25 protein-coding genes and 2 pseudogenes are annotated in these 25,771 nt (G+C 57.7%); 17 read left to right on the top strand and 10 right to left on the bottom strand.

All coding sequences use genetic code 11. The annotated features are described in order from the left end of the window. The first annotated feature begins 83 nt into the window (after positions 1-83). From AC0V6Z_RS09975 to AC0V6Z_RS09965, 3 genes are all read left to right on the top strand, one after another. Positions 84-776: an HAD-IA family hydrolase gene (locus AC0V6Z_RS09975; RefSeq protein ID WP_472638354.1), complete on the top strand. Its 693-nt coding sequence runs from the start codon at positions 84-86 to the stop codon at positions 774-776. A 129-nt stretch (positions 777-905) separates the two neighbouring features. Further along, positions 906-1,835 carry an SDR family NAD(P)-dependent oxidoreductase gene (locus tag AC0V6Z_RS09970; protein ID WP_472638353.1) on the top strand — a complete coding sequence of 310 codons (930 nt, stop codon included), beginning with the start codon at positions 906-908 and terminating at the stop codon, positions 1,833-1,835. Positions 1,836-2,060: 225 nt separating this feature from the next. Further along, positions 2,061-2,702: a DUF4328 domain-containing protein gene (locus AC0V6Z_RS09965; RefSeq protein WP_472638352.1), complete on the top strand. Its 642-nt coding sequence runs from the start codon at positions 2,061-2,063 to the stop codon at positions 2,700-2,702. Between the two features lie 9 nt (positions 2,703-2,711). Here AC0V6Z_RS09965 and AC0V6Z_RS09960 read toward each other — a convergent pair whose 3' ends face one another. Genes AC0V6Z_RS09960 through AC0V6Z_RS09945 form a run of 4 tightly spaced genes read right to left on the bottom strand, consistent with a single transcriptional unit; the run spans position 2,712 to position 5,773 of the window. Continuing rightward, the gene (locus AC0V6Z_RS09960) at positions 2,712-3,071 is read right to left on the bottom strand and encodes a DUF2794 domain-containing protein (protein WP_472638351.1); all 360 of its coding nucleotides are present in this window, start codon (positions 3,069-3,071) and stop codon (positions 2,712-2,714) included. A 15-nt stretch (positions 3,072-3,086) separates the two neighbouring features. After that, positions 3,087-3,797 (bottom strand): serine O-acetyltransferase EpsC, encoded by a 711-nt coding sequence (gene epsC, locus AC0V6Z_RS09955; RefSeq protein WP_472638350.1) that lies wholly within the window; start codon positions 3,795-3,797, stop codon positions 3,087-3,089. Between the two features lie 42 nt (positions 3,798-3,839). Then, the gene (locus AC0V6Z_RS09950) at positions 3,840-4,448 is read right to left on the bottom strand and encodes a P-loop NTPase family protein (RefSeq protein WP_472638349.1); all 609 of its coding nucleotides are present in this window, start codon (positions 4,446-4,448) and stop codon (positions 3,840-3,842) included. Between the two features lie 23 nt (positions 4,449-4,471). Continuing rightward, entirely contained in the window at positions 4,472-5,773 is a 1,302-nt protein-coding gene (locus AC0V6Z_RS09945; protein WP_472638348.1) for a heavy-metal-associated domain-containing protein, read from the bottom strand. A gap of 69 nt (positions 5,774-5,842) precedes the next feature. Between AC0V6Z_RS09945 and purM the strand changes: the two are divergent. From purM to AC0V6Z_RS09930, 3 genes and pseudogenes are all read left to right on the top strand, one after another. Beyond that, positions 5,843-6,941, top strand: a pseudogene (gene purM / locus AC0V6Z_RS09940) (phosphoribosylformylglycinamidine cyclo-ligase). Then, entirely contained in the window at positions 6,934-7,899 is a 966-nt protein-coding gene (purN, locus tag AC0V6Z_RS09935) for a phosphoribosylglycinamide formyltransferase (RefSeq protein WP_472638347.1), read from the top strand. Before purM ends, purN begins: the two are co-directional and overlap by 8 nt. Before the next feature lie 13 nt (positions 7,900-7,912). After that, on the top strand, positions 7,913-9,121 hold the full coding sequence (locus tag AC0V6Z_RS09930) for a sulfotransferase family protein (protein WP_472638346.1): 1,209 nt from the start codon (positions 7,913-7,915) through the stop codon (positions 9,119-9,121). Between the two features lie 63 nt (positions 9,122-9,184). On the opposite strand, the pseudogene ndk reads toward AC0V6Z_RS09930, so the two are convergent. The 5 genes and pseudogenes from ndk to AC0V6Z_RS09905 form a co-directional block, all read right to left on the bottom strand. Next, positions 9,185-9,608: pseudogene (gene ndk / locus AC0V6Z_RS09925) on the bottom strand (nucleoside-diphosphate kinase). Between the two features lie 162 nt (positions 9,609-9,770). Beyond that, a complete protein-coding gene (locus tag AC0V6Z_RS09920) occupies positions 9,771-10,271 on the bottom strand; it encodes a hypothetical protein (RefSeq protein ID WP_472638345.1) in 501 nt (166 codons plus the stop codon). A gap of 57 nt (positions 10,272-10,328) precedes the next feature. Next, entirely contained in the window at positions 10,329-10,763 is a 435-nt protein-coding gene (locus AC0V6Z_RS09915) for a DNA polymerase III subunit chi (protein WP_472638344.1), read from the bottom strand. Then, entirely contained in the window at positions 10,760-10,903 is a 144-nt protein-coding gene (locus AC0V6Z_RS09910; RefSeq protein WP_472638343.1) for a DUF2256 domain-containing protein, read from the bottom strand. Before AC0V6Z_RS09910 ends, AC0V6Z_RS09915 begins: the two co-directional genes overlap by 4 nt. A gap of 20 nt (positions 10,904-10,923) precedes the next feature. Continuing rightward, positions 10,924-12,384, bottom strand: coding sequence for a leucyl aminopeptidase (locus AC0V6Z_RS09905; protein ID WP_472638342.1), 1,461 nt, complete (start codon positions 12,382-12,384; stop codon positions 10,924-10,926). A 209-nt stretch (positions 12,385-12,593) separates the two neighbouring features. On the opposite strand from AC0V6Z_RS09905, the gene AC0V6Z_RS09900 reads away from it, so the two are divergent. From AC0V6Z_RS09900 to AC0V6Z_RS09870, 7 genes are all read left to right on the top strand, one after another. After that, positions 12,594-13,847 (top strand): LPS-assembly protein LptD, encoded by a 1,254-nt coding sequence (locus AC0V6Z_RS09900; RefSeq protein WP_472638341.1) that lies wholly within the window; start codon positions 12,594-12,596, stop codon positions 13,845-13,847. Next, entirely contained in the window at positions 13,807-14,898 is a 1,092-nt protein-coding gene (locus AC0V6Z_RS09895) for an LPS-assembly protein LptD (RefSeq protein ID WP_472638340.1), read from the top strand. The genes AC0V6Z_RS09900 and AC0V6Z_RS09895 overlap by 41 nt, the downstream gene beginning before the upstream one ends. A 216-nt stretch (positions 14,899-15,114) precedes the next feature. Beyond that, positions 15,115-16,455: a peptidylprolyl isomerase gene (locus AC0V6Z_RS09890; RefSeq protein ID WP_472638339.1), complete on the top strand. Its 1,341-nt coding sequence runs from the start codon at positions 15,115-15,117 to the stop codon at positions 16,453-16,455. Between the two features lie 11 nt (positions 16,456-16,466). Next, complete coding sequence (gene pdxA, locus AC0V6Z_RS09885; protein WP_472638338.1) at positions 16,467-17,480, top strand: 4-hydroxythreonine-4-phosphate dehydrogenase PdxA; 1,014 nt, start codon at positions 16,467-16,469, stop codon at positions 17,478-17,480. Continuing rightward, positions 17,473-18,303 carry a 16S rRNA (adenine(1518)-N(6)/adenine(1519)-N(6))-dimethyltransferase RsmA gene (gene rsmA, locus AC0V6Z_RS09880; protein WP_472638337.1) on the top strand — a complete coding sequence of 277 codons (831 nt, stop codon included), beginning with the start codon at positions 17,473-17,475 and terminating at the stop codon, positions 18,301-18,303. The genes pdxA and rsmA overlap by 8 nt, the downstream gene beginning before the upstream one ends. 47 nt (positions 18,304-18,350) lie before the next feature. Next, positions 18,351-18,923, top strand: a complete 573-nt coding sequence (locus tag AC0V6Z_RS09875; RefSeq protein ID WP_472638336.1) for a hypothetical protein — start codon at positions 18,351-18,353, stop codon at positions 18,921-18,923. 285 nt (positions 18,924-19,208) lie between these two features. Then, on the top strand, positions 19,209-19,601 hold the full coding sequence (locus tag AC0V6Z_RS09870; RefSeq protein ID WP_472638335.1) for a PilZ domain-containing protein: 393 nt from the start codon (positions 19,209-19,211) through the stop codon (positions 19,599-19,601). A gap of 21 nt (positions 19,602-19,622) precedes the next feature. Here AC0V6Z_RS09870 and AC0V6Z_RS09865 read toward each other — a convergent pair whose 3' ends face one another. Next, complete coding sequence (locus AC0V6Z_RS09865; protein WP_472638334.1) at positions 19,623-21,719, bottom strand: malate synthase G; 2,097 nt, start codon at positions 21,717-21,719, stop codon at positions 19,623-19,625. 175 nt (positions 21,720-21,894) lie between these two features. Between AC0V6Z_RS09865 and AC0V6Z_RS09860 the strand changes: the two genes are divergently transcribed. The 4 genes from AC0V6Z_RS09860 to AC0V6Z_RS09845 all read left to right on the top strand — a co-directional run bounded on the left by AC0V6Z_RS09860 (position 21,895) and on the right by AC0V6Z_RS09845 (position 25,751). Continuing rightward, positions 21,895-23,088, top strand: coding sequence for a hydrolase (locus AC0V6Z_RS09860; RefSeq protein ID WP_472638333.1), 1,194 nt, complete (start codon positions 21,895-21,897; stop codon positions 23,086-23,088). Beyond that, on the top strand, positions 23,085-24,101 hold the full coding sequence (locus tag AC0V6Z_RS09855) for an arginine N-succinyltransferase (RefSeq protein ID WP_472638332.1): 1,017 nt from the start codon (positions 23,085-23,087) through the stop codon (positions 24,099-24,101). Before AC0V6Z_RS09860 ends, AC0V6Z_RS09855 begins: the two co-directional genes overlap by 4 nt. Further along, on the top strand, positions 24,098-25,363 hold the full coding sequence (locus AC0V6Z_RS09850) for an N-succinylarginine dihydrolase (protein WP_472638331.1): 1,266 nt from the start codon (positions 24,098-24,100) through the stop codon (positions 25,361-25,363). The genes AC0V6Z_RS09855 and AC0V6Z_RS09850 overlap by 4 nt, the downstream gene beginning before the upstream one ends. A 136-nt stretch (positions 25,364-25,499) precedes the next feature. Beyond that, positions 25,500-25,751 (top strand): hypothetical protein, encoded by a 252-nt coding sequence (locus AC0V6Z_RS09845; protein ID WP_472638330.1) that lies wholly within the window; start codon positions 25,500-25,502, stop codon positions 25,749-25,751. Positions 25,752-25,771: the final 20 nt, after the last annotated feature.

The raw sequence follows: 25,771 nt of genomic DNA, 5'->3' as shown, positions 1-25,771 counted from the left end.
CCTTATAAGTCTGCTTGCATGAAGTGAAGCCGTGCACGCGCAAAACCTTGCGTTTTCACGTCTGTTGGGCCAACCGCATCGGCATGACAGATTTCCCCTTTGATGCCGTAGGCTTCGACCTTGATGGTACCCTGCTAGACACGTTTCGCGATTTGGGCACAGCGGTGAACCATGCGCTGGAACTGGGCGGTTTTGATCCGGTCCCGGTGGACAGTTCAAAAGACCTGATCGGAGGCGGCGCAAAGATCATGCTGGCGCGCGCGATAGACGCCCAGGGCGGATTGCCGAAAGAAGAGTTTCGCAAGCTCTACAAGGCCATGTTGCGCTATTACTCGCAAAATAGCGCTGTGTACTCCAGGCCCTACCCCGGCGTACTCGAAGCGCTGGACGAACTGGCCGCGCGCGGTGTCAAAATGGCGGTCGTCACCAACAAGTTTGAAGAGTTTGCGACCAATATTCTGGATACGTTGGACCTGACGGAACGCTTCGTCACAATTATCGGCGGCGACAGCATGGGCAAAGGGCCCGACGGCACATTCCTGTCCAAGCCTCATCCAGAGCCCATTCTGGCCGCGAAAACAGCATGCAATTCGTCTGCCTTCGCCTTTGTCGGAGACAGCTCTTACGATGTAGCAGCAGCCAAAGCCGCTGGCGTGCCAGTGATAGTCGCGGCCTATGGCTATTGCGACAAACCGCCGCACGAATTGGGCGGAAATGCTGTCATTGATCTCGTTCGATGGCCTGATTTCTGCCTTGGAATCGCTCTAAGGCCTTAGCCTGCCCTTACGGCACACGATATCCCAGCCCAGCGGTGTTGCATCGCAGCAAAGAAACTGCCACGCAGCGCCCACACAAACTTTACGCGCGCGTAAACCGCGCCACACCACTCGCAGGAGATACAAGCCATGACCATCGATTTCAAAGACAAGGTAGCAATCGTAACCGGTGCAGGCGGAGGCCTGGGCAAGGCATACGCGCTTGAGCTGGCAAAGCGCGGCGCGAAGGTTGTCGTCAATGACCTCGGCGGTTCACGCGATGGCACCGGCACGTCAGACGCGGCTGCTGAAGTGGTTGCTGAAATCGAAGCGGCTGGCGGCGAAGCGATAGCCAATGGCGGCTCGGTGACTGAATATGACCAAATGGAAAAGATGGTTGCCGACGCCAAGCAAAAATGGGGCGGCGTTCACGTTCTCATCAACAATGCTGGCGTCCTGCGCGACAAGACCTTTGCCAAGATGACCCCGGATGACTTTGAGTTCGTTCTGAAAGTTCACCTCACCGGCTCTGCTTTTGTCACCAAAGCATGCTGGGAAACCTTCCGCGAGCAGGCCTATGGCCGGGTCCTCATGACCGCCAGCTCCACCGGCCTGTTCGGTAATTTCGGCCAAGCAAACTACGGCGCGGCAAAGCTGGGCCTCGCTGGCCTCACCAAGACGCTGCAACTCGAAGGCGCGAAGTACAACATTCGCTGCAACTCGCTGTCACCAGTGGCTGGCACTCGCATGACCGAAGACCTCTTCCCGGAAGAAGCCTTTAAGCTGTTCGCGCCTGAAAGCGTTGTTCCAGCGGCTCTGTTCCTGGTCAGCGAAGACGCACCAACCAACGCTATTGTCGGCGCTGGCGCTGGCGGCTTCCACTCTGCATGGACCGTAATGAACGACGCTGTGTGGCTCACTGACGAAGAGCGCACCGTTGAAGGCTTTGCCGCGCGCTGGGACGACATCAGCGATTTCTCAAACCTGGTTGCTCCGCAGTCTGGCAATGAGCAGTCGGGCGCGATCCTGAAAGCCATGCAAAAAGTAACTGGCACTGGCCCAAGCAGCGCTCGCAGCTAAATTTCTGAAGTACTACAGCGTTTAAATCTCACAACTGGATAGCCCTCGCGTAGAAATGCGTGAGGGCTATCTGCGTTTTAACTACCGAAAAAGCTGGCATTCCAGCTAGGATTTCAATGACTCATCGCCTCTGAGAACTTCCCTTAAAGAGGTCTATAACTGCCACCCCCCACTTGTTAACCCGGCAGAGTTCACACAAGTTGTGGGCCTACAAACGGGGGAATTATGGAAATTTCTGACGGAATAAGAGTCCTCATCGCACGCAAACAACGAGCGATCATTGCGCTCTATATCTTTCTTGTTGCGATGGTGATTTATCTACTTGGAGAGGTACTTGAACTTGCGGGCGTAATCGACATGACCGCGATTGAGCTGTCCACTCTAACCGCTGTTTTCGCAGTTTTTTACGTCGCGCAGCTACCCGTTCTTATTGGTTGTATTGTCGTAGTGGCGATGTGGATTCATCGTGCACACACCAACTTAATCGATGCCGGCCATAGTGATTTGGAGTTTTCACCCGGCTGGGCCGTCGGATGGTATTTCATCCCAATTGCCAACTTGTTTAAGCCGTTTCAGGCAATGAAAGAGCTATGGAATACTAGCTTTGGCCTAAGCAACGATTTCGGCGGTGAGGCGCCCTTTGACATTAAGGCCTGGTGGGGTTGTTGGATTCTAGGAAATATCATCGGTTGGCAAAGTACGAGATTGTCATTGAACGACGATGCGGGAGCCTATCAGATCAGCTTAATAATGGGGGTAGTTAGCAGCATTCTATCAATCGCAGCCGCTTATTGCCTCATCGGAATGATCCGCGAGATCACCAACGTTCAAGAACAAGAAATCGGAGTGCAAGACGTCTTTGCATAAAGGCTGGTATTAATCGTCGACCGCTTTCACAAGTCGCCGCTCAACCGGAGCAAGGACATTTGCCAGATCATGCCCACGTTTGAGCGCTTGGCCATGCTCGCCAAAGAGCGTCCACATACCCTGCTTCTGGCGCAGACTTGGGCGCTTTTCGATCCGCGCCTGCGGTCGCTCAGCGGCACGACGGAAAGCTGAGAACATCGCCGCACTTTTGTCAAAATCCATCGCGTAATCGCGCCATTCACCGGCAGCCACCATGCGGCCGTAGAGATCCAGGATGCGCTGTAATTCTTCGCGCTCAAAGCCGACTTGGCCCTGCGTGCGGCCTGGAAAGGCAACAACAGAACCATCCGGTACAGTGCTTGCGCTCATGCGCGATCATTTCCGCTACGCTTGGCGGCTAAGCACTTGCTCATGCGCGTCTTGATCTTGCAACGGTACACCGGACTTCAATGCATTCATCTCTGCCCGCAAAGCCGCGATTTCACCTTCGAGCTTCTCAACACAATCCACGCGGTTGCCCTCTGCATCCTCGCAATTGGGAGTGCCGTAGGGGGTGAATTCTTTGATCCATTCTTCCGCTGGTACAAGCGTGGATCGCGCCTTTAGCCCCACCATAGTCGCCCCTTCTGGAACATCATCGGTCACGACTGCGTTTGCGCCTACACGGGCGCGCTTACCCACGGTGATAGGGCCAATAATCTGTGCCCCGGAACCGATGATCACATTGTCACACAAGGTTGGATGGCGTTTACCGCCCTCGCCATTTGTCGGGTTTGTGCCACCTAAGGTGACACATTGATAAATTGTCACATTGTCACCGATTTCAGCCGTTTCGCCGATCACCGTGAAGCCGTGATCAATGAAGAAGTTCTTCCCGATTTTCGCGCCAGGATGGATATCAACAGCCGTGAGAAACCGGGAAATATGGTTCACAAGTCGTGCGATAAAATACAGTTTTGCGTCGAATAGCCAGCTCGCAATTCGGTGAAAGAACAACGCAGAAACCCCTGGATACAATAGGATTTCCCAACGCGATCGCGGGGCAGGATCGCGCGCATGGATCGAGTCCAAATAGGATTTTAGCCGATCAAACATGATTTACTCCTTCGGCCAAACGCGCGGATTTTGCAAATTCCATCACAGCAGCCGTTGCTGGTCTGGACCGTGCGTTGCCTCCAGCGCGTCACGCCAAACTGACATGGTGGCCGGGACCTGACGTTCAAGGCTGATCCGATCAATTGCGACGACAAGTCGCTCAATCGCTACATAGCTACGGACCGCGCGCGGGATCAGATAATCCGCCGCTCCATCGGCCAGTGACAGGCTGCGCTGCTCGGCAATCGCATGGATCAGTTCCGCCGCCATTTCATCGTCCGGTTCACCAATTTCAAGCTGAAGCGAGCCTCCTACCCGCGAACGCAAATCGGGCAGCGTTATTTGCCAAGGCTGCGCATTGGCGATCAGCAACAGTGGAACTCCGTTTTCCTGCGCTGCGTTCCAGCGATGAAACAGCTCCGTCTCGTCTTCACCATCTGCCTCATCGACTACATTTATGCCCTGCGTCGATGCCCAGCGCCCGATCAGGCTCTTGCCGGAGCGTGCAGGGCCTGTGAGCACCGCTGTTCGGAACGGCCAACCGGACGGGTCAGACAAGGCCTCAACCACGCCCACATTGGCATTGCCAACGATAATCCGTGAGGGGTCGCCCTGACTGCGTGTCTCAAGCGGAAGTGCGATTTGTGACATCTTGGAAACGAGCTTTGCCGCCTTTAGCGGCTGATGGCGAGTGCGTTTGCGCCCTGACGCACATTAAAGCCGCGTGCCCGCAGTGCGGCTGCAAGCTGGCTCAAATCACCGCCAAAGCTGACGCTCATAACCGAAGTTCCGCCAATCGCTGTGCTGGTAACGGCCGTGCCGCGCACGCCGCCGGTCCCGCGAACGGCCCCGATTGCCGCATCAAAGCTGGCCGCATCCGGCGTAGCAAATTGGACGACGAAACTGTTCACAACGACGGCCTCTGGCGTCGGGGTGTCAGTCGGCGTTGCTCCTTCTAACCCAGGATCGGCAGCCTGAGCTGCTGCTGCCGCTTCGCGGGCGCGAATAGCGCGCCCGATCTCAATCAGGCGCTGCAGCGCAGGATCCACCTGACCTGAACCGCCAAGACGCAGGGTGGGATCTGGACGCAATTTCCCATCCACCAGAGCCTGCTCAAAAATATTGTCGAAGCGTTCCACCGCTTGGCTCAGCATAGCGGGCAATTCTCTCGAGTTTTCCGCCGTCAGCGAAAATCCGTCGAGATAGGTGCTATCCGGGCCGTAACGCGCAGTGAATGTGCCCTCGATTGGTCCGCCGGGATATTGATGCTCCAGCTTCGCCACCGGCACCAGGACATCAGCGGCAGTGTATTGATCGAGTACAGCCCGCCACCAGGCACGGCTACGGCGGCTGACCTGACCATAGTTGAGCAGCAGCGAATCGCCCCCGGCGCCGCTGGGCCGGACATAGTCGATCCGGCTGGTCCCCGGATTGTATTCCGCCCACGCTCTTTGCCATGGGTTGCGAACTTCAAATACGGTGTAAGCCCCGCCCGATACCGAGACCGGCATAACCAGCATCGGGGCCGAGCTGCGCTTCTGTGCTTCGCCGCCCAGATAACGTCCAGCCCGCTGGCGATCAAAGATCACGCCAAGGGTCGCAATGTAGCGTTTCGGCCCAATCCGTTCTCGCTCAATCACAATTGCAGATACCATTGCATTAAGCTGGCTGTCCGAAACAGATGGCCCGTTGACCTTTTCCCAGGCCAGCCGCTGCGCCCGTTTCCATGCCTCTTGGCGCGCTTCTTCGCCCGTATCGCCTTTCACATCGACCTCAATGCCGCGCACATCAATGTCGCTTGATGAGGCCGTCGGCGCGATGCCGCGATTCCCCGACACCTGAGCCAAAGCGATTGCCAATCCGACACTCAGCAGCGCAAACACGCCAATCACTGCCAAAGCCCTTGAAAAGGCACGGTTCCAGCAGGTTGGCTGAGCGGTCGGCATAGGGCCGTTCGAGGCAGAAAGCATTCTCATCGGGGAAAAGCTTGCGCCTTTTGCCGAAAGACGAGTGGAATTCCAAGCGCGAATGGCTAAACGATGACCATGAGTGGCAAGAACTCCCCATATACTTACGAGCAGGCCGGTGTTTCAATCGCTGGCGGCAATGCTCTGGTCAAAGCAATCGGCCCCTTGGCTAAGTCGACCGCGCGCCCTGGCGCCACCAGCGAGCTGGGCGGCTTTGGAGGGTTCTTCGACCCAAAGGCCGCTGGCTACGAAGACCCTTTATTGGTCGCGGCCAATGATGGGGTTGGCACCAAGCTGAAGCTGGCGATTGAGCATGACCGCCATGACACCGTGGGGATCGATTTGGTCGCCATGTGCGTCAATGATTTGATCGTTCAGGGCGCGGAGCCTTTGTTTTTTCTTGACTATTTCGCGACTGGAAAGCTGGAAAACGGCATTGCAGAGCGCGTTGTCGCCGGCATTGCCGATGGCTGTAAGCAAGCTGGCTGCGCGCTGATCGGCGGCGAAACCGCCGAGATGCCGGGCATGTACGCACCGGGCGACTATGACCTTGCTGGATTTTGCGTTGGTGCGGTCGAACGCGGCGAGCAACTGACCGGCGAGAAAGTGGCGCCGGGCGATGTGCTGCTGGGTCTTGCCAGCTCTGGCGTTCACTCGAATGGCTATTCGCTGGTGCGCAAACTGGCCGAGGACTTTGAATGGAAGCTCGATCGGCTTAGCCATTTTCGATCAGGAACGGCTGCTGATTGACGCTTTGATCGAGCCGACCCGCATTTATGTGGCGAGCCTGCTGCCGCTGGTTCGCGAAGGACTGATCAATGGTCTGGCGCATATTACCGGCGGCGGATTGTTGGAGAATATCCCGCGCATCCTGCCCGAGGGTGCCCATGCCATGGTTGATGCCGCAAATTGGCCTCAGCCCCGGCTGATGGCTTTCTTGCAAGCGCAAGGCCACATCGAGCCAGCCGAAATGGCCCGGACGTTCAATTGCGGCGTGGGCATGGTTCTGTCGGTCGACCCAGACGATGTTGAGGACGTGACCAAGCGTCTCGAGGCGGCGGGCGAAACAGTGCTGAACATCGGCGAGATCGCTGGCGGTCCGCGCGGTTGCACCGTCATAGGCGCCGCGGGAGTATGGTCAGCGACCGCAGATTGGGACGTGACGCATAGTGGCTGAAAAGGCCAAAATTGCGGTCTTCATTTCGGGCACCGGCACCAATATGGCCGCATTGCTCTATGCTAGCAGGCTCCCCGGTTCCGCGTTCGAAATAGTACTGGTGGCGAGCAACAAAGCGGATGCCGGGGGGCTGAAGCTCGCCGAATTGGAGGGCATCTCTACATTCGTCCATTCGCATAAGGGCCACACCCGCGAGAGCCATGACCTTGCGATGGAAAAAGCGGCGCGCAAAGCTGGCACAGACTACATCGTGCTGGCTGGCTACATGCGGATACTGTCGGATGAATTTGTCACGCGCTGGCTGGGTCGGCTGATCAATATCCATCCTTCCCTACTCCCCAAATACAAGGGGTTGGAAACCCACGCCCGCGCAATCGATGCGGGAGACAGCCATGGCGGGGCAAGTGTGCATTTGGTCGTGCCAGAGCTCGATGCCGGTGAAGTGCTTGCGCAGGTAGAGGTTCAGATCGCGCCGGATGACACACCTGACGCTTTGGCAGAGAGGGTGAAAATAGCAGAGCATCAGCTCTATCCCCGCGCAGTGAGTGATTACGTTTCGCGCGGCAATGATCCGGCCCATCTGTTTGAACGCGTCCGCACGCTGGCTTTGGCTCTGCCCGAAACGCATGAGCGGGAGAGCCATGGGTCCCCAGGCTTTCGGGTCGGCAGCGAGAAAACCGGCAAATATTTCGCCTATTTCAGCGACCGCCACCACGGTAGCGAGCATATTGCATTGCTCGTCAAAACCAGCGGAATGGACGAGCTGATGGACCTCGTCGAAGCTCAGCCAGAGGCCTATTACAAGCCAGCGTTTTACGGCGCGAGCTGTTGGGTCGGCGTGATTCTGAACCGGGTCGATATCGACTGGGACAGTGTGTCAGAATGGCTCACGCGCAGCTGGCGCTCGGTTGCTCCGGCCCGCCTCACCAAGCTGCAAGATGCAGCGGACATGTTTTAATCCAGCCGCACTTATGCAGCCGCGCACATCCCCGCTTGATCGCACTCGATTGGTCGACCGGTCCAGCGCCTTTCTGGGCCATGCGTGGTCAAAGGGGTGGCTGCCAGAACCCGCCACCAAAGCGGAGGAACTGTGGGCCATCGCTACCAAAAGCTTCGGCGACAATGCAAGCGCTTATGAGCGCGCAGGCCGCAACGAGGAAGATGTCGCTGACTTCCGACTGAGACTTGAAAAACTGACAGCAAGCGTGGTTGCCGAGGCGGATCTCAACCCGCTCGGTCGGGCCATGGCGCATGGCCAATTGGTGCGTGTCATCAAACAGCGCCTGCAATTCGGCGCATTGTGGTCGGCCAAGCCTGCGCTCACTGAAACCGCGCTCGCGCCGCCTATCATCATCATTGGTCACATGCGGTCCGGCACCACCCGTGTGCACCGCTTGCTCGCCGCCGATCCGGCACATTCCTCCACTCGCTTTTGCGACAGCTGGCACCCGGTGCCGAGTAAGCTGCACGCGCGCCGCCTTTGGGGCGGTCTCAACCTCACGATTGCGCGGCGGCTCAACCCGTGGATTGATGCGCTGCATCCAATGAGCTCTGGCCGGGTTGAAGAAGAGCTCGGCTGGCTGGCGTGCGCGCTCAATCATTCGACTTATCAAACCCAGTGGCACATCCCGAGCTATAGCGCGTGGAGCGAAGCGCGTGATGCGGGATCGGTTTACCGCGAGTTTGCCCGTATCCTGCGCACTGATGCGGCGCATCGCAATGTCGCGGACCGCCCGCGGGTTATGAAAGTCCCTCAGTTTTCCGAGGATTTGCCCGCATTGCTGGCGCAGTTTCCGGACGCCAGGCTGGTCGTAGCGCAGCGGGACAGCGAGGATGTACTGCGCAGTGCAGTGTCCATCGTCGCCAATCAAATGACCATTCAGTGCGACAATTGTGACCTCGGCTGGATCGAACAGGAATGGCAGCGAAAGCTCGATCTGCGCGACGCCCGGATGAAAGAAGCGCTCGAAAATTGGGATGGCCCGGTAGCGTACTTACAATTTACCGCCCTTGGTGAAGATTGGGAGCGGGAGATTGCACGAACCTATCAGGCCCTTGGCATTGAACTATCCGGAGAGGCTCTGATCGCGATGCAGCGCGAAATGGCAGGCCATGAAAGCGCGGATCACACCGCTCACGCGGGCCAAATGGCTGCCTTTGATCAGGCACCAAAGGATTAGGCGCACAAAAAAGGCCGCCCCTGATGGAGCAGCCCTCTTTGTTCAGCTGTTGCTAGCCGAGAATTAGCCGACGATTTCGTCTGCGCCGAAGAAGAAGTCGATCTCGATCTTCGCATTCTCTTCGCTGTCCGAACCGTGGACGGTGTTTTCACCGATTGAGAGCGCGTGCTCCTTACGGATGGTGCCCGCATCGGCCTCCGCCGGGTTGGTTGCGCCCATGATCTCGCGGTTGCGCTTCACGGCGTCTTCGCCTTCGAGCACTTGTACAACAACAGGCTCGCTCATCATGAACTCAACGAGTTCGCCAAAGAACGGACGCTCTGAGTGAACAGCGTAAAAGCCTTCAGCCTGCTCGCGGCTCATGTGGATGCGCTTGGATGCGACAACGCGAAGGCTTAGCGCCTTCGAGCATAGCAGTGACTGCACCGGTCAGATTGCGGCGAGTTGCGTCAGGCTTTATGATCGAAAAAGTGCGGGTAACCGCCATGATGAATATCCTTGATATAAAGGCGGCCAAATTTGGTCCGCCGAAAAGGGAGTGCGAAACGAAATTTCACAGTGTGATTTCTGGCGCGCGCCCTAGCCGCGCCGCCGCTGCGCTGCAACCCCGCACTTACTCGTCGAGACTACGCACTTTGGGGAAATGCGGTCAGTCGCCCGCCATGGCCGGGTCAAACCCAACCAATAGCTGAGCCATGGTGATTTCGGATTCGGGTGTAGCATTCAGCGTAATCGTGCGGCCTGTGCCATCTTTGCCGCCCAGTATTTGTGCACCGTCCGCGTCCATCTCAAACTCGATTGGAATGCCTGCCTCCTCAGCCTGCTTGCGATAGAAAGCCGCCACTTCCTCTGGGCTGTCTTTCGTCTCCATCACCAGCATGGAGCCATGGGTCTCCGCATCTTTGAAGCTGGTGGTGTTGATCACCGCCGCGCCCGGATAAACCGAAAATCCCGCTGGCAACTCGACCGGTACATTTTCGCCGGAACGAACCGTGGAGGAGCCGTTTTCCGTCTCGATCGTCATGCTGGCCTCGTCAGTCTCCGCATCAATCGCGTACTCGCCGGGGGCCTCAGCCTGATCGCCCGACGCGTCGGACCCACATGCTGAAAGCAGTACCGTGATTGCGACTAGGATGGCGGAACGGCGCATAACGATCTCCTTAAACCAGCGCGCACCATCTGCTGAGCTTGCGCTCAAAGCAAGCGCTCAGGCGACTTTGACCCATTTGCCATCATCCTGGCGGAAGAATGAACGCTCCAGACCCTCTGTCCCATCAAGCGAACGCCAAGTGGCACTGGCGGCATCGAGGCTTGTTTCATCGAACAGCAGGAAAGCGCGCTCAAACCCGGCTGGATCACGCCATTGACCATCCGCAAATACGACATGGCTGGCGCTGTTCAGGGCCTCGCATTTGTCCGACAACAGGATTGGATGCTGCTCCGCGCCCTCGCCGGAGGCATCGCCATTGGCGAGGAAACTCTCCGGCCCAGCCTTCCACAGCCCACGCGAAATATCCTGACGGCGCTGGGTATCGCCAGCCACCACCAGCAGTCGCTGATCAGAGCCGAGCACCCGCCCTGCGATCAGCGCCACGACCTTTTCAACCGGGTCACGCGATAGCTGCCAAAAATCCACTTTCATGCGCGCACCTGTTTGGCCTTCCTGCACCGCTCAGAGCAAAAGCGAACATTATCCCAGTCGCGCTCCCACTTCTTGCGCCAAGTGAATGGGAGGCCGCAGCTCGCGCAAATCTTGCTCGGCAGATCAGATTTTTTGCCCATTTTTGGGATAGGCCGCGCTCCTATCCCTCGAGGTTATCCGCCACGAACTGATCGATCAGGCGCGCTCCAAAGCCAGTTGCGCCCTTGTCCCAGCTATGCCCCGGCTTGTCCGCCCAGACCATGCCCGCAATGTCGCAGTGCGCCCACGGCGTGCCCTTTTTGATAAAGCGGTGAAGGAATTGCGCCGCTGTGATTGAGCCGGCAGGACGCGGGCCAACGTTTTTGATGTCAGCAATCGGACTGTCGATCAGCTTGTCGTAGGCCGGGCCAATCGGCATGCGCCACAGCTTATCACCGCTGCTCTTGCCCGCTGCCAGCAGCTTGTCGGCCAGCGCATCGTCATTGGCGAACACGCCGCCATGCTCGTGGCCAAGCGAGATGATCATCGCTCCGGTCAACGTCGCAAAATCGACGATTTGCACCGGATTATACTCTTCCTGCGCCCAATGCAGCGCATCACACAGAACCAAACGCCCTTCCGCGTCAGTGTTGATAACCTCGACCGTCTGACCATTCATCGTGGTTACAACATCGCCAGGGCGCTGTGCCTTTCCGTCGGGCATATTTTCAACCAGACCGAGCACGCCGATCACATTGGCTTTCGCCTTGCGGCTAACCAAGGACAGCATGCCGCCAGCAACCGCGCCTGCGCCGCCCATATCCCATTTCATATCTTCCATGCCGCCCGGTGGCTTCAGCGAGATGCCGCCAGTGTCAAAGGTCACGCCTTTGCCGACAAACACGGTCGGTTTTTCCCCTTCAGTGCCGCCGTTCCAGCGGATGGCGAGGATGCGCGATTCGCGTTCTGAACCCTGTCCGACGCCGAGCAACGCGCCCATGCCCAATTTCGTCATCTCGGCCTCGTCCAGCACGGTCAGCTCAGCGCCTGTGCCTGCAAAGGCCTCTTCACACAAAGCGACAAAGCTCTCTGGATAGACCACATTGGCGGGCTCTGCGACGAGCATGCGGGTGAATTCGGTGCCCTTGGCCAGTGCCTCTGCCGCAACCCAGGCGACTTCGGTGCCATCCGGGGCATTGATCACGGAGACCTTTTTCAAGGTCGCTTTCTTCTCCTCCGCCAGCGTGGTGCGATATTTGTCGTGACGCCATGCGCGCAGACGCGTCGCTAGCAGAACGGCAGCGGCCTCTTCGCCAGACAAATCCGCATGCCCCAGATCGAGCACCATTTCGGTTTCACCCGAGGTGAGGTACTTCGCGATCAGTGCAGCGCCAGCGCGTTCAACATGCATGCGGCGCGCATCGGCCGATGCTTCGCCTGCCCCAGACAAGGCAACGCGGCGCAGCACTCCGTCGTCCATTGCAAAGCCCTCAAAAACCTGGCCAGCCCGCCCAGCAAAACGAGCCGCCTTTGCACCATCGGCCAGCGCTGCATCAAGATCGCTCAGGGAATCGCCTTGATTAACAATGCGAGCTACCAAGCGAACATCGGATGGGGATTGGGCGTTGAATTCGATTTGCATAACAACTCCGGGTTGTGCCTCCGGTCAAAGCCGGAATTTGAGCCAATTTGGCCGCCAAGCGAAAGCTATGGTCGACAGGTGGCGGAATGGCGATTGCGATTAGGCGTGAGCGGTGCGATAGGCAAGCCATGTCGGGAGGTTTCAGGTACGGCGTACGCGCCGCGGCTTCAACACAGGTGTTATGCCGGATGCGTCCAGCAGCGATTGCAATGCTGCTGGCGGGGCCTTTGTCATTGTCTGCGCCTGTGCTTGGCCAGACGCCAAATCCGACGCAGGAAGAACTCGATCTGATAGAACGTCAGATGGAGCAAGAGCTGGTGGTGTACAATCCGCCGCAGACCACTCCTCTGCCTCAACCAATCCAGTCACTCACCGAAGCTGACCTCTCAGATTCGCAGGCTACAGACAGCGGTGAACGCATAGACTTCGAAGCCGATGAGCTTGCCTATGACAACACCGCCGACGTTGTCACTGCTCGTGGAAACGTCGTCCTGCGCAGCGATGATCGCTCGGTCCGCGCTGACGAAGTGCGCTGGGACCGCAGTACCGGAACAATCCTCGCCAGCGGAAACGTTCGTTTGGTCGACGAAAGCGGCAACCAACTGTTCACTGAAAGCGTCGAGTTGACCGACACTTTTGAAGCAGGTGCGATGGAAGACCTGCTGCTGGCTTTGCGAGCGGGCGGACGTTTGGCCGCGCGGTCAGGCGAGCGCGGGGATGACGGCACAATCGTGCTCAGCGACGCGGCGTACACAGCCTGCGCGCTAGCCGATCAGGAAGACTGCGCCAACAATCCCAGCTGGCGCATCACTGCTGACCGGGTGACCTACGACCCTGAGGATACGAGGGTCCGCTTCCGCGGAGCCGTGCTTGAATTGTTTGGCGCGCGCATTCTCCCCTTGCCCGGTCTTGCGATCCGCACTGATGGCCAGCCGGTCTCCGGCTTCCTAGTGCCCGATGTGAGGATCTCGCAAAGCAACGGCCTGGAGCTGTCGACCGAATATTACTGGCGGATCGATGAAAACAAGGACCTGACCCTTGGCGGGTTTGTCTACACCGACGTTGCGCCAATGGTATCGGCCGAATGGCGTCATCTGACCAGCAAAGGCGCCTATCAGATCACCGGCTATGCCACACATTCTCGCCGGATCGTCGACAATAACGGGACGCTGGCAAGCTCCAGCGATCCGCGCGGCCATCTGGATGCGAATGGCAAATTCCAATTCTCACCCGAATGGAGCCTGACCGGGTCAATCCGGCTAGCGAGCGACCGCACTTTCCTGCGCCGCTACGACCTCAGCCGCGATGACAGGCTACGCTCCACAATCAATCTGGAGCGCATCGACAACGATTCTTATCTCTCCATCGCTCGGCTGGGCGACGCAGACATTGCGAATTGGTGCGGATCAAGGGCAAGTTCCGGTGGCTCTTCCAGCAATCGATTACCGCCGCCGGATTGCTGATCCCGTTGCCGGGGGCGAGCTGGAATTGCAGTTCAACTCGCTCAACCTCTTGCGCAAAGATGGTCAGGACACGCAGCGCGCCTTTGCAGGTGCACGGTGGGATTTGCGGCGTCTGACGAACTTTGGACAAGTGGTGACGCTAAGCGCACTCGCTCGCGGCGATGTCTATCACACTGATGGGACACTGCTTACCGCAACGGAGATTTATCGCGGCAATCCGGGTTGGACCGCGCGGGCAATCGCGATTGCAGCGGTGGATGTGGAATGGCCCTTTGTTGGCGAAGCCTTTGGCGGCACACAGGTTCTCAAGCCACGTGTCCAAGTGGTCGCGAGCCCGCCGATCCGCAATCTAGCCGTTCCAAATGAAGATCTGCGGGCAATCGATTTGGAGGATTCCAACCTCTTCGCGCTCAACCGTTTCCCCGGCTATGACCGGGTCGAAGACGGCGTTCGTGTAACCTGGGGCGTCGACTGGGAGCTACAACGACCTGGCTGGCGGATCAAATCGACCATCGGTCAATCTTATCGCTTTGATGCTGCGCGCGAGATATTCCCAGACGGCACCGGCCTGTCAGAGCGTGTATCTGACTTCGTCGGCCGCACCGAAGTGCGGTTCCGTGACTTTGTGAACTTCACCCACCGATACAGGCTCGACAAAGACAATTTGGCCATCCGCCGTAACGAAGTCGATATGACTATAGGCAGCCAGCGAACCTATGTTGAGCTCGGTTACCTCAGGCTTGATCGCGACATTCAAGACCTGGAAGATTTACAAGACCGCGAGGAAGCACGCGCGGCGGTACGCGTTGCAATTGACCGCAGGTGGTCGATCTTTGGCTCTGGTGTGTTCAACCTCACCAATGAAGACGAAGACCCGACTTTCTCACCTGACGGGTTTGAGCCGATCCGCACCCGACTTGGCGTCGCTTATCAGGATGAACAGCTTGAGTTCGGGCTAACCTGGCGGCGCGATTTCATCACTGCCGGTGACGCAGCACGAGGCAATACGTTCCAACTGTTCTTCAGCTTGCGCAACCTCGGGTTTCGATAAGCCGTTGAGGAGTACGCCGAAGCCGTTGGCACAGCGAAAAAAAGCGGCTATTCGCGCAAAACGCAGGGGGAAACGCGGCTCTTGGCGCAAAATTACGCTCAGCGATGGTTAAGCCATGAGCTGGCATTGGGCGAGATAGAGGGTTGCGCGGCAAGACTTACCATGGCGTAAGCTGCGGAAACCAAAATACATTTAGATTAAAATCGGGATTTACACGTGACACGCAAATTTTGGTCAAAACTTATCGCTCCGGCGGCTTTGGCAGGTCTTGCAGCGGCTCCGGCGACACTGCTCGCACAGGCAGCTGCGCCAGCCAATCCGTTCGGCATCCCCGACAGCGTGACCATTTTTGGTAGCTCCAACCCAAATGTGCGCACTGCGACCGCGATCGTGAATGAATTTGTCATTACCGGCACAGACATTGATCAGCGCGTAGCCCTGGTTACGGCAGCCGCTGAAAACCAGGTTTCAGAAGAAGAATTGGCCCGGTTGCGCCGCCAAGTGCTGCGCAATTTAATTGATGAAACTCTGCAAATCCAAGAGGCGACGAAGCTTGAGCTGCCGGTCGATCCTGCTGAAGTGAACCAAACATACGCGCAATTGGCCGCGCAGAACTTTGGTCAAGACCCAAGCGCGATGGACACTTATCTGCGCAGCATCGGCTCTTCGCCCGCTTCTTTGAAGCGTCAAATCACGGGCGAATTGGCATGGCAGCGGGTGCTTAGCCGCAATGTCACTGCATTCATCAACGTCTCTGAAGAAGAAGCACGCGAAGTGCTGAAACGGCTGGAGGCGGATCGCGGAACGGACGAATATCGCCTCGGCGAGATTTATATGTCCGCCACCTCCGAAAACCGCGAAGCAGTGCGCCAGAATGCTCAGCAGATTGTCGAGCAATTGCAGCAAGGCGGCAGTTTTGTGGCCTATGCGCGTCAATATTCCGAAGCGACCACAGCCGTGGTTGGCGGCGACACCGGGTTCCTCCGGCTCGGCACACTGCCTGGTCCAATGGCTGAAGCCGCGCAGCAGATGCAACCCGGCCAATTGGTTGGACCGCTGGAAATTCCAGGCGGCTTCACGATTATGTATCTGATTGAGAAGCGTCAGGTGCTAACCGCCGATCCATTGGAAGCGCTGCTTAGCCTCAAGCAAATCTCCATCACTTTTGAGCCAGGCACGACCGAGGAACAGGCGGCGGGCCGGGTCGAACAATTCGGTACGTTTATCCAAGAGCTTCGCGGATGCGCGGATGCGGAATCAGCGCGCGACATCTTGGGCGCGTCGGTTGTGTCCAACGAACAAATTCCTGCTCGACAGCTACCTCAGCAATTGCAGAATATCGTTCTCAATCTGCAAGTTGGTCAGTCCACACCGCCATTCGGCTCAATCGCAGAGGGTGTGCGCGTTCTGATGCTGTGCGGCCGCGATGATCCGCAGATTGCAGGCAGCCCGACCGTTCAATCGGTGATGAACCAGATTGAGGAAGAGCGCATTAACAAGCGTGCTCAGCGTTACCTGCGGGATCTGCGCAACGACGCCTATATCGAATACAACTGAGCATAGCTTAGGTGGGTTCCGCTGCGCTTCCCCTCGCCGTTTCCTTAGGCGATCCGGCGGGGATCGGGCCAGAACTCATCGCGCATTGTTGGGCGCACCGTGCGGAACGCGGCATAGCGCCATTCTTCGTCGTAGGCGGCTTTGACGTTTTGCGAGCCGCCGCCGAAGCGGTCGGCGCAGACTGCCCGGTCGTTGCCATCGGGGACACCTCCGAAACCACGGAGGCGTTTTCAGATGGCCTACCCATTCTGGTCGGCGAGGATTGCGACTATCGCCCCGCCCAGCCCGACGAGGAAGGCGCAGCGCTTGCGATGCACTCGCTAGCCGAAGCGACACGTATGGCCCTGCTCGGCAAAGCTTCCGCGCTTGTGACGGCGCCAGTAGCGAAATCGCAATTGGCCAAGGTCGGATTTGATTTTCCCGGCCAGACCGAATTTCTCGCCGCTGTATGCGGCCTGTCGCCCTATGATGCGGTCATGATGCTGGCCGGACCGTCGCTTCGCACTGTGCCGCTGACGGTGCACATTCCTCTGAGCGAAGTCTCAACCGCGCTGTCATCAGAGTTGATCCAACATAAGGCGCGAATCGTCGCCGCTGCATTGGCGCGCGATTTTGGCATTACTAGTCCGCATTTGGCCGTGGCTGGGCTAAACCCTCACGCCGGTGAGGATGGCAAGTTTGGCGATGAGGAAGCCCGCATTATCACGCCTGCTATCGAGGCCCTGCGCGAAAGCGGTGTCGATGTGAGCGGCCCGCATCCGGGCGACGCTTTGTTCACGCCGCGCGCCCGCGCCGGCTATGATGCGGCGCTGTGCATGTATCACGATCAGGCTCTGATCCCGCTGAAGGCGCTGGAATTTGATGAGGGTGTGAACGTCACCCTCGGCCTGCCAATCATTCGCACTTCGCCCGATCATGGGACCGCATTTGATATTACCGGCAAAGGTATCGCAGACCCCGGCGCAATGATCGCTGCCATGCAAATGGCAGCGCAGTGCGCGGCGGCGCGCAACTCCAATGCCTGATCTCCCACCGCTTAGAGAGGTGATCGCGGCTCACGGACTTAGCGCGTCAAAGAAACTCGGCCAGAACTTCCTGTTCGACGAACAATTGCTGGACCGGATCGCGGCGATCCCCGGTGATCTGGGCGGTCAAAACGTGCTGGAGATCGGGCCCGGACCTGGCGGGCTGACACGGGCTCTGCTGCGCGCGGGCGCGAAGGTGACGGCGATTGAGATGGATGATCGCTGTCTGCCTGCCCTCGCCGAACTAGCCGAAGCGTTTCCGGACAAGCTCAGCGTCATCCACGGCGATGCGATGAAGCTTGATCACAATGAGATCATGGGCGGTGAACCGTATCATATTGCTTCCAATCTGCCCTACAATGTTGGCACCGCTTTGTTCGTGAACTGGCTGAGTGGCACGCAATGGCCTCCACAATGGCGATCGCTCACTCTGATGTTTCAACAAGAGGTCGCTCAGCGGATTGTCGCGCCCTCTGGCGGCTCAGCGTTTGGTCGCTTGGCGGTGCTCGCGCAGTGGCGATCCTACGCGAAGCTCGCACTCAAGGTACACCGGAGCGCCTTTACCCCGCCGCCAAAAGTGATGAGCGCGATTGTTCATGTCACACCCAGCGATGCGCCTGAAGGTGTTACGCCTCGCACGCTTGAACGTATCACTGAGGCTGCCTTTGGACAGCGCCGAAAGATGCTGCGTCAGAGCCTCAAAGGCGTGCCAGGCGCGCTGGACGCGCTGGCGCAAGTCGGCATTGAACCAACACGCCGCGCCGAAACGCTAAGTGTTGATGAGTTTGTGCGGACCGCTCGTCAGCTTGATACGCTTCTTTAAGGAAGCGCCTTTAGCACCCCAGTTCAAACGCATTGTGGGAGCGGGTAATGTTTGGGTTCAGCAAGAAAAAGCGTCTGATCGAAGGTCCAATAGATTTCACATCCGAGGTCGAGATTGATCGCAGTGTCGCTGACGTATTCCCTCTAATCGATATTGCCGATCCTCGCTTCTGCCATGCGCAGCGCGGTGCGAATATAGCACCGGTTCAAGGTGAAGAAGGTCGCTACGATCTGACCATCGCAGAGATGGAAGGCGTTACGTTTCAATTCCGGGTTTTGGAAAACGTCCCCGGCGCTCTCCACAAACTGGAATGCATCATCGAACCGCGGATCAATGACCTGACCCATTCGATCGAACTGTATCGCATTGAAACAATCGGTGAGAGGGCATGCCGCGTTGAACTGACCACCACCGCGACGTTCGATGAAAGTCTTTCTGATGAAGAGGTCGCTGAAGAAATCGCAACGATGAGCGCGGCGGTCAACATGGACTTGCTAAAGCTCAAGGTGCTCGCCGAAGATGGCGTCGAAGCGGTCGAAGCGATGGATAATGACCCCTTTGATGGCATCGAAATCGACGGGATCGAATTTGACGAAATCGACCTGAACGAATTTGAATAGGCGCATTTGCGCGTTCTTTCGCTCCCTCGCCTTACAGCTCTGTTGAAACCTCAAAGGAGTGCCAAACACTCCGGCTGTGCCGCAACACATTGGCATTGATCTTGCGCACCGCGCCGAGACGTTGGGCGGCATAAATTTGTCAGCATTGGGAAGGAACCGGGCGATCACGCTGGTTAATTTGACGTAACCAAGCTTGCCAACGCGTTAGAGGGATTTTGCGATCTATCACGCTGGGCAAGAGACCGTTACCGGACGAACCATCCGGACAGACAGGTAAGAAACGCCATGAGCTTTCTCGAAAAACGCCAGCAGGCGGCGCATAGTGACCAGCGCCGCTCGGGCCGCTTTGCCGTGGAAATTCCCGCGACGTTCCGCACTATCAGCGGAGAGCGCGACTGCCGTATGGCCAACATCTCCGACAATGGAGCCAAGCTGGAAACCGATAATCCGCCAGCCACCGGCGTGTCCGGCATGCTCCTACTCGGCTCTGACGAAATCTATTGCACGGTTATCTGGTCAAATGACAATGCCTGCGGGATCGAATTCGAGCGTAGCATTGGCGAGCAAGCTCTTGTCCAGATCGCTGGCGAGCAGGTCAGAAACACCGGACCTGTCGCTCAGGCCTGCAACATCCAGATGGGCCGAAAGCGAGGCCGGTTGGTGACGAGCCATAGCTGACCGCGCTTTCGCCCACTGTTGTTAGCCCGCCTTCTTTGCCAGCCGCCATTGATGCAACAGCGGCTCAGTGTATCCACTGGGCTGCTCCACACCTTTGAAGATCAACTCTTTCGCAGCAGAAAATGCTGCGCCGTCTTCATTGCCGGTCAGCGGAACATAGGTTGGATCGCCAGCATTCTGAGCATCAACCTTCGCCGCCATGCGGGTTAGACTGTCCATAACCTGATCCTGCGTCACCACACCGTGGAACAGCCAATTGGCGATATGCTGCGAAGAGATGCGCAAGGTCGCGCGGTCTTCCATCAGGCCGACATCATTGATGTCGGGCACTTTGGAGCACCCCACACCCGCATCGATCCAGCGTACAACATAGCCGAGCAGACCCTGCGCATTGTTATCTAGCTCATCGCGCAGCTCTTCATCAGACCAATTGGTGCCTTCCGCGAGGGGGATGCGGAGCAAGGTGTCTACCGAGGGTATCTCACCCAACCCTTGCTGTATCTCAAACACATCTTCCTGATGATAATGCAGCGCGTGGAGCGTCGCAGCGGTGGGAGAAGGAACCCAGGCAGTGTTTGCGCCTGCGCGCAAATGCCCGATTTTTTCGGCCATCATCTGACCCATCAAATCGGGTGCGGCCCACATGCCTTTGCCAATCTGAGCCTTGCCAGACAGTCCGCAGGCAAGGCCAATCGCAACATTGCGCGCCTCATATGCCGTGAGCCAATCCGCCCCTTTCATCGCGCCTTTGCGCATCATTGGCCCAGCTCGCATACTGGTGTGAATTTCATCGCCTGTGCGATCTAGGAACCCGGTGTTGATGAACACGATCCGGTCACGCACCGCGTGGATGCAGGCAGCAAGGTTCGCGCTCGTGCGGCGTTCCTCGTCCATCACACCAACCTTGATGGTATAACGCGGCAGGCCGAGCAAGTCCTCAACCGCATTGAACAGATCATTGGTGAAAGCGCATTCTTCTGGCCCATGCATCTTGGGCTTCACGATATAGATCGAGCCATATTTGGAATTGCCGTATTTTGCTTGGCCTTCGACATCGATTATGCTGATTGCGCTGGTGAAAACGGCATCCATGATGCCTTCTGGAATCTCGCCTCCATCCGCCAGGCGGATCGCCGGGTTGGTCATCAAGTGCCCGACATTGCGCACAAACATCAGACTGCGCCCGGACAGGCTCTGCGCATTGCCATCGCGATCGCTGTAATCCTTATCGGTTGACAGCTTGCGGGTAAGCGTCTTGCCGCCCTTCTCAAAGCTCTCCTGCAAATCGCCTCGGATCACGCCCAACCAATTGCGATAGGCAAGCAGCTTATCCTCCGCATCAACCGCCGCGACGGAATCTTCGCAATCGGCAATTGTCGTCAGAGCGGCTTCGACATTGATGTCCGCAATACCGGCTTTGTCAGTCTGGCCAACCGGCGAGCTAGGATCGAACACAACCTCGATATGCAGGCCGTTGTTTTGGAACAGCAGACCTTTTTCGGTCCTGCCCACATATTGGCTTTCATCTTGCAGCTTGCCGTCGTTCTCATCGGCCAGATCCGCCCAGCTTTGATCAACCAGCGGCAGCGCCTGATCCAGAAATGCACGGCCTCGCGCGATGACCGCATCTCCGCGGGCTCGGTCATAACCGCCTGGCTTGGCTGGCGGCGCGTCAAGCGTATCCGTACCGTAAAACGCGTCATACAGGCTGCCCCAACGCGCATTGGCCGCGTTCAGCAGGAAACGTGCATTGAGGATCGGCACAACCAGCTGCGGTCCCGCCATGGTTGCGATTTCAGGATCGACGTTTTGCGTGCCGATTTTGAACGGACTGGGTTCCGGGACGAGGTAGCCAATCTCTTCGAAGAACGTTTTGTAAGCGACCGGATCATGCGGCTGCCCCTTGCGGGCATCGTGCCACGCATCGATCTGGGATTGCAGCTCTTCTCGCTTGGCCAGCAATTGCTCGTTGCGCGGTGCAAACTCCGCCAGCAAATTTGCAAAACCCCGCCAAAAGCCATCCACATCCCGGCGCAGCGGGGCCAGCACTTCGCTTTCTAGGAATGTCGCCAGCCGTTCATCCACAGACAGTCCGGCACGGGTAATCAAATTGCTCATAAGTCCTCTAACACTCCAACGCGCGGCGCAGCGGCCGCGAACAGACAATATAGGTTCCTGGGGGAGGAGGACACCGCAGCCTATGGCCAAAGCCAATGCGGATTGCAACGGGTGAACGGCAGACTTCAAAACCACCGCTTGGATGATCGCGTTCGCGCCGCTAGAGCAGACATCAATGACAACCAACATTCTTGAAAAATTTGATGCCGCTGCAATGCTCGCCCAAGTGCAAGACTGGTGCGCGATCAACACCGGCACCGGCAATATTGAAGGGCTTGCGCAGCAGGCTAGTAAGCTTGTCGGCGCCTTCTCAACTCTGCCAGGCGAAGTTGAACTGATAGATCCAGCGCCCGTCACCGCCATTGCTGCCGATGGCAACGAGTTTGAAAAGCCCAACGGCCAGCATATGGTGCTGCGTGTTCGCCCCCAGGCCAATGCCCGCATCTTGCTGACCGGGCACATGGATACGGTTTTTCCCAAAGAGCATTCGTTTCAAAGCCTGACATGGCTGGAAGACGATGTGCTCAATGGCCCTGGCGTCGCCGATATGAAGGGCGGAATTTCTGTCATTCTCCATGCGCTCATGGCGTTTGAAACTATGCCGGGTGCCTCCGCGCTCGGCTATGATGTGATGATCAATTCTGATGAGGAAACCGGATCTCTCGCAAGCTCCGCTTTGATTGCCGAGATGGCGCGGGGCAAACTTGCGGCTCTTACCTTCGAACCGGCAGCTCTGCCTGATGGAACACTGGCTCACGCACGCGGCGGTACGGGCAACTACTCCATAATCATCACCGGCAAATCAGCCCATGCTGGGCGCAATCCGCACGAGGGCCGCAATGCGATTGTTGCGGCAGCAGACTTGATCCTACGTCTAAAGGCGATGGAGCGTGAGGACATCACCGTAAACCCTGCAAAGCTGGAAGGCGGGGCAGCGAATAATGTCGTGCCGGATCACGCCGTTTTACGATTCAATATTCGCCCGAAGAGCACAGAGGCGATGGATAACTTCGACAACGATATCAAAGCTTTGCTGCGCAGCATTGAGAGCGATCACGACGTATCCACTCACAGGCATGGCGGCGTAACGCGCCCGCCCAAACCGGTTGATGAAAGCGCACAAAAACTGTTCGATTTGGTGCAGAAATGCGGCGCACAATTGGGTCAGAAAATCGCCTGGAAATCGACCGGCGGCGTGTGCGATGGCAACAACATTGCAGCATGCGGCGTGCCCGTGGTTGATACCATGGGCGTGCGCGGGGGCAGTATCCATTCACCGGATGAATTTCTCATCGTTTCGAGCCTGACAGAGCGCGCTGCTCTGTCCACTCTTGTTCTTTCTCGTATTGCTGCTGGAGACATGCATTGACCTTTCGCATGCGCGCGTCGCGCACGTCCGATCTTGAGCATTTGTACGAAATGGCAAAGCTAACAGGCGGTGGGTTCACCAATCTTCCAGCTGACCGTGACGCACTGTCAGCAAAGCTGGAAACCTCGGCCGCAGCATTTGCCAACACCGGCGACGAGTTGACCGCTGAAACCTTCGTCCTCGTGCTCGAAAACGTCACCACCGGCGCGGTGCGCGGTACATGCCAATTGATGACGCAGGTTGGACAGCAATGGCCGTTTTATTCCTACCGCCTCAACACGCTGACCCAATACAGTCAGGAATTGGACCGCACGGTTCGCGCTGAAATGCTAAGCCTCGTAACCGATCTAGAAGGATCGAGCGAAGTTGGCGGGTTGTTCCTACACCCGAATGAGCGCGCGGGCGGGCTTGGCTTACTGCTTGCACGCAGCCGCTATCTGTTCATCGCGATGCACCGCAAACGTTTCGCAGACCGAGTGCTGGCTGAACTGCGTGGTATCATTGATGAACGCGGCGGATCGCCGTTTTGGGACGGCGTGGCCGGACGTTTTTTTGGGATGGGATTTCAAGAGGCCGACTATTTCAACGCCATCAATGGCAATCAGTTTATCGCGGATTTGATGCCCAAACATCCCGTCTATGTCGCGATGCTAGACGAAGAGGCGAAGAAGGTGATTGGTCTGCCCCACCCAACTGGCCGTGCGGCCATGCGCATGCTGGAGAAGGAAGGTTTTGCCTATGAGGGCTATGTCGACATATTTGACGGCGGCCCCGGCATGCTCGCAAAAACGGACCAGGTAAAAAGCGTTTCAGGCTCCTCCCCGGCAACCCTCAGCGGGATTGACCAACCGGAAGGAGAAAAAGCGTTGATTGCCACCGGCACGCTTGGTGATTTCCGGGCTTGCTATGGCGCTCGTTCAGCCACGGAAGACAGCACAATTGCGATCGATTCCGTGGCCGCCGACACGCTTGACGTGAGCACTGGCGACACTGTGTGGAGCGTCGCGCGATGAGCGTTCCAAACAGCAATCTGGTAGAGATCAATTTCGACGGCATCGTTGGGCCAAGCCATAATTACGCCGGTCTTTCCCTAGGTAACATTGCCAGTGCCAGCCACGGCGGTGATGTCTCCTATCCCCGCGCAGCGGCGCTGCAAGGTTTGGAGAAGATGCGCGGCAACCTCGCGCGGTTTGGGCATCAAGGTTTTCTACTCCCTCTACCCCGGCCGAACAACGCTCTAACCCAGCAGCTGGCGGTGGATAAAAACACTCCGCGCCAGCTTCTAGCTGCGGCATGGTCGGCCTCCAGCATGTGGACCGCCAACGCTACCACGGTCAGCCCAGCGCCGGACACGAGAGATGGCAAATGCCATCTGACGCCCGCCAATCTCGTAACTATGCTGCACCGGGCACAGGAATGGCCCGACACCAAACGCATGCTCGACATCGCCTTTGGCAACAGCGCGCATTTCGCTGTGCATGACGCTGTTCCGCCAAGCTTTGGCGATGAAGGCGCAGCCAACCATATGCGTCTGTGCGAAGGGCACGGCAGCAAAGGCGTGGAAGTGTTCGTCTATGGTCGGTCGGGCGGCAAATTCCCCGCGCGCCAACATGAACAAGCCAGCCGCGCAGTCGCCCGCCTACATGGTCTAGACCCAGACGCCTGCGTCTTCATTGAACAGAACCCGGCCGCGATCGAAGCCGGCGCGTTTCACAATGATGTCGTCGCTGTGGCGAATGAGCATGTGCTGTTCACCCACGCAGAAGCCTTCGCCGATCAGCAAGGCGCCTATCAAGCGATGCGCACCGCCTTCCCTGCGCTCGAAGTGGTCGAAGTACCGAGCAGCGCCGTCAGTCTGGCCGAGGCAATTCGCACCTATTTGTTCAACGCTCAGCTTGTTACTCAGCCCAGCGGCGGCATGGCTTTGATCGTGCCAGAGGAATGCCGCGAGAGCGCCAGTGTCTGGGCATGGTGTGAGGATATGCTGGCCAGCAATGGCCCGATCCGCCAAGTCGTTCCCGTTGATGTGCGCCAAAGCATGGCCAATGGCGGCGGCCCGGCCTGTCTGAGATTGCGCGTCGTGTGCGATCCGGCAACTGTCGATCCGCGCTTCCTCTTAAACGAGAACAAAGCGGACATGATGGCGGGTGTGATCGAAGCCAATTGGCCCGAGCAAATCGATCCAGCCGATATTGGCAGCGATACACTCGCCAATTCGGTGATCACCGCAAGAACGGCACTGCTCAACGCGCTGGAACTCAAAGAACTTGGTTAAACAAAGTTAACGCGCTTGGCGGCTGCGTCGGGCATGCTTACACTTCCCGCATCGTTAACCAATCAGCCACACGAAAAAGCGTTGCTGGCACGGCACTTGCAGTCAAAAATGCGAAGTGTTTAACGGCGGAGAAACCATGCTGCGTAAGATCGGAAGGCTGTTTGTCATCAAGACAAGGTTCGAAGCCTTCGTGATCATTTACGCGCTAGCTCTGGGCGCGACATCGCGCGGCGCAGCCTATCTTGAGCAATATCCCGGATGGGGCGGACAGCTGCTGTTCTTGGCAACCACTGGCGCCGTGTTTCTGGCCGGGGCAAAAATTCTCGATTGCTTGAAATACGAAAAGGCTGAGCGAGAACGCCAGGCATCTTCTGATCCCATGCCTTAGAGCGATTGTCTCTAGCCTGC

The organism is Erythrobacter sp. SN6-5, assembly GCF_057364945.1.
The sequence above is the reverse complement of the archived record's forward strand: the minus strand, read 5'-3'. Positions and strand labels throughout refer to the sequence as shown.

Bases quoted from the DNA above. Each gene is read 5' to 3' on its own strand.
- AC0V6Z_RS09975 (WP_472638354.1), top strand. From the start codon at position 84: ATGACAGATTTCCCCTTTGATGCCGTAGGCTTCGACCTTGATGGTACC.
- AC0V6Z_RS09970 (WP_472638353.1), top strand. From the start codon at position 906: ATGACCATCGATTTCAAAGACAAGGTAGCAATCGTAACCGGTGCAGGC.
- AC0V6Z_RS09965 (WP_472638352.1), top strand. From the start codon at position 2,061: ATGGAAATTTCTGACGGAATAAGAGTCCTCATCGCACGCAAACAACGA.
- AC0V6Z_RS09960 (WP_472638351.1), bottom strand. From the start codon at position 3,071: ATGAGCGCAAGCACTGTACCGGATGGTTCTGTTGTTGCCTTTCCAGGC.
- epsC (WP_472638350.1), bottom strand. From the start codon at position 3,797: ATGTTTGATCGGCTAAAATCCTATTTGGACTCGATCCATGCGCGCGAT.
- AC0V6Z_RS09950 (WP_472638349.1), bottom strand. From the start codon at position 4,448: ATGTCACAAATCGCACTTCCGCTTGAGACACGCAGTCAGGGCGACCCC.
- AC0V6Z_RS09945 (WP_472638348.1), bottom strand. From the start codon at position 5,773: ATGAGAATGCTTTCTGCCTCGAACGGCCCTATGCCGACCGCTCAGCCA.
- AC0V6Z_RS09930 (WP_472638346.1), top strand. From the start codon at position 7,913: ATGCAGCCGCGCACATCCCCGCTTGATCGCACTCGATTGGTCGACCGG.
- AC0V6Z_RS09920 (WP_472638345.1), bottom strand. From the start codon at position 10,271: ATGCGCCGTTCCGCCATCCTAGTCGCAATCACGGTACTGCTTTCAGCA.
- AC0V6Z_RS09915 (WP_472638344.1), bottom strand. From the start codon at position 10,763: ATGAAAGTGGATTTTTGGCAGCTATCGCGTGACCCGGTTGAAAAGGTC.
- AC0V6Z_RS09910 (WP_472638343.1), bottom strand. From the start codon at position 10,903: ATGGGCAAAAAATCTGATCTGCCGAGCAAGATTTGCGCGAGCTGCGGC.
- AC0V6Z_RS09905 (WP_472638342.1), bottom strand. From the start codon at position 12,384: ATGCAAATCGAATTCAACGCCCAATCCCCATCCGATGTTCGCTTGGTA.
- AC0V6Z_RS09900 (WP_472638341.1), top strand. From the start codon at position 12,594: ATGCTGCTGGCGGGGCCTTTGTCATTGTCTGCGCCTGTGCTTGGCCAG.
- rsmA (WP_472638337.1), top strand. From the start codon at position 17,473: ATGCCTGATCTCCCACCGCTTAGAGAGGTGATCGCGGCTCACGGACTT.
- AC0V6Z_RS09875 (WP_472638336.1), top strand. From the start codon at position 18,351: ATGTTTGGGTTCAGCAAGAAAAAGCGTCTGATCGAAGGTCCAATAGAT.
- AC0V6Z_RS09870 (WP_472638335.1), top strand. From the start codon at position 19,209: ATGAGCTTTCTCGAAAAACGCCAGCAGGCGGCGCATAGTGACCAGCGC.
- AC0V6Z_RS09865 (WP_472638334.1), bottom strand. From the start codon at position 21,719: ATGAGCAATTTGATTACCCGTGCCGGACTGTCTGTGGATGAACGGCTG.
- AC0V6Z_RS09860 (WP_472638333.1), top strand. From the start codon at position 21,895: ATGACAACCAACATTCTTGAAAAATTTGATGCCGCTGCAATGCTCGCC.
- AC0V6Z_RS09850 (WP_472638331.1), top strand. From the start codon at position 24,098: ATGAGCGTTCCAAACAGCAATCTGGTAGAGATCAATTTCGACGGCATC.
- AC0V6Z_RS09845 (WP_472638330.1), top strand. From the start codon at position 25,500: ATGCTGCGTAAGATCGGAAGGCTGTTTGTCATCAAGACAAGGTTCGAA.